The following is a 2,428-nucleotide window of genomic DNA, read 5'->3' as shown; positions in this document are numbered from 1 at the left end:
AGACTGTTCCCCGCGCTCGGGTCGTTTGCCACGACATCGGCGAGGTCTTGGTTTTCAGAAATCTGTAGGTCGGATTCAAGTGTGTACGCCCAATCCGTACCATCCCATATAATTACTTGTCTCGTATTACTGGCAAGTGTGTTGAAATGTACTACGGGATTGATTGCTAAAGGAGCTATTTTTAGACTACTGATAGCCCCATTCACAATATGGTAAGGTTCAATAGAGTAATCGCGGATATTCCGTTTGTTGATTCTTCCAACCTCAAAGTTGTAGTTGGTACTGCCATCCCCATTGTCCGTAGTGGTGATCACAACGGTGCTGTCCAAGGTATTGGAGTATAGCTGGCTCATATAATCGTCGCGGGTGCTTACGGTAAAAGAGTCATCCAGCGCCTCACAGATATTGATCCATGCCGTGCCATCGTAGTAGTGCAGGCAGTTTTGGTCAGTGTTGTACACCAATGCACCGCGTAACGGGCTTATGGAGCTCATTTGGGCATCGGTTACCCGCGTGATCACCAACGCGCGCGAGGTACTCTCCAGCTCTAGCAAAGAGGCAGGGTTCAAGTTTTGGGGGTTATCACCGATTTTTACCTGTGCGGTCAGCGAATTGATCGCCAATAGGCCTATGATGGTGTAGATTAGTGCAGTTTTCACAGTGTTTGTTTATTTGAGGATTTTCCAAACGTAAAAACAAAACTATACTTATGTTTTAATATCTTTAATAAATACCGTCCAAACACGAAATTCACAGGTGAATGGAACCGCCTTTGGTATATTTGTTGGGCACAGAATTAACAAAAGTTTAGAATGGCTTAATTTTTTAAATGCCTTTCTTGGACTTTCTTTAACTTGTACTAAATACATTCCAATGAAAAATATTTACTTGATAGTGTTCTGTTTACTGTTGTCTGGCTGGTCCATGGCGCAGGACTCCCGGCAAATGTTGCGGGGAAAGGTGCTTTATAGGAGCTCCAATGTCCCGAACGAGAACGTTATCAACTCCACCAGTGGTCATGCTACCATAACCAACGACAATGGTGAGTTTATGATCGAGGTGATGGAAGGCGACCAATTGGTTTTTACCGCGATCAATTACCAGTTGGAGGTAGTGAAGATCACACCGGAAATATTGGCCAACAACCGTTTGGTGGTAGAAGTGGATGAAAAAGTACAGGAGCTGGACGAAGTAGTGGTAAGCCCGGAAAACCAAGAACGCTTTCTTGAGGTAAAAAACGAGGATTTTAAACAGTTCGATTATGAAATAGATCGTAGCACGGAGGTGGAGAATATCGCCAATTCCCAGATTACACGTGGCATGAAGGATGGACTCAACTTTGTGAACATTTTCAAGGCTTTATTTAAGTCTCAAGATGCCAATGGACAAGAACGAATCCCGCTAAAAGTGAGCGAAGTGCTCCGACATGTGTACGATGACGAGTTTTTTGTGGTGGATCTAAGACTGCCACAGGACAAGATAGATGCATTTCTGTTGTATTGTGATGACAAAATACCTTCCCAGACCCTGCTCAAAAAAGAAAACGAGTTTCAGTTGATAGATTTTTTGGTGACCCAGAGCAAGGAATTTAGGGCAACGTTAAACGAGGAATGAAAAAGTGCTTACTTGCCTTGTTGATTTTTGCCGCCCAATGGGCTTTTGCCCAAGAAGGTGATGCTAAAATATTGCAGGGGAAAGTTATTAGTGCCGACAAGGATGTTGTGGGTGTTGTGGTTCAAAATGTGACTACTTCCGATGCGGTGATCACCGATTTGGAAGGCAATTTTTCCATTCGTGTGCGGGTGAACGATACCTTGCTGTTCTCCGCTGTACATTTTTTAAGAAAATCCCTTCCCGTTACCAAGGCATTGTACCGCTCCAACTTTGTTGAGGTGCCCATGCAGGAATTTGTGAACGAGCTTAAGGAGGTCGTAGTAACCCCGTATAACCTGACGGGTGATCTTACCAAGGACATAGACCGTGTTACGTTGGAAAAAGATGTAAGTGCCGAAGCGTTGAACCTGCCCAATGCCCACAGGCGTATTCCTACCCAGAGCGAGCGTAAATTGCAGGAAGCGTCCTCCATGAGCATGACCGCTGGCGGTGGTTTGGGAGGTGCGGGTGGCGGTATGAGCCTCAATCCCATCATCAATGCGATAACAGGGCGCACCAAAATGCTCAAGAACAGGGTGAAGGTGGATAAAACCTATGCCCAAACACAGCAAGTGCAAGGGTTTTACGCCGACTCGCTTTTTGTGGCCACTCTAAAGATTCCCATGGAGAAAATAGATGATTTTATGTATTTCTGCGAGGTGGACGAAGCTTTTCAAACAGCCGTGGAACTGGGTGACAAACTTCAAATCTTGGATATCATGATACAAAAGAGCAGGGCATACCGGGAGAGCAATAATTTGGATTGATTTTTTTA

Annotated in this window: 2 protein-coding genes and 1 pseudogene; 2 read left to right on the top strand and 1 reads right to left on the bottom strand. The window is 44.9% G+C overall.

Features of this window, described 5'->3' with window-relative positions; all coding sequences use genetic code 11:
• Positions 1-659: pseudogene (locus K1F36_RS13075) on the bottom strand (hypothetical protein); the annotation flags it as partial.
• Positions 660-873: 214 nt separating this feature from the next.
• Here K1F36_RS13075 and K1F36_RS13070 point away from each other — a divergent pair.
• Complete coding sequence (locus K1F36_RS13070) at positions 874-1,614, top strand: carboxypeptidase-like regulatory domain-containing protein (RefSeq protein WP_220114218.1); 741 nt, start codon at positions 874-876, stop codon at positions 1,612-1,614.
• Positions 1,611-2,420, top strand: coding sequence for a hypothetical protein (locus tag K1F36_RS13065; protein ID WP_220114217.1), 810 nt, complete (start codon positions 1,611-1,613; stop codon positions 2,418-2,420). Before K1F36_RS13070 ends, K1F36_RS13065 begins: the two co-directional genes overlap by 4 nt.
• Positions 2,421-2,428 lie beyond the last annotated feature (8 nt).

It is taken from the genome of Flagellimonas abyssi, assembly GCF_019457905.1.
Taxonomy (GTDB): domain Bacteria; phylum Bacteroidota; class Bacteroidia; order Flavobacteriales; family Flavobacteriaceae; genus Flagellimonas; species Flagellimonas abyssi.
The sequence above is the reverse complement of the archived record's forward strand: the minus strand, read 5'-3'. Positions and strand labels throughout refer to the sequence as shown.

Excerpts from the sequence above, each read along its gene's own strand:
- K1F36_RS13070 (WP_220114218.1), top strand. The coding sequence starts at position 874 with ATGAAAAATATTTACTTGATAGTGTTCTGTTTACTGTTGTCTGGCTGG.
- K1F36_RS13065 (WP_220114217.1), top strand. The coding sequence starts at position 1,611 with ATGAAAAAGTGCTTACTTGCCTTGTTGATTTTTGCCGCCCAATGGGCT.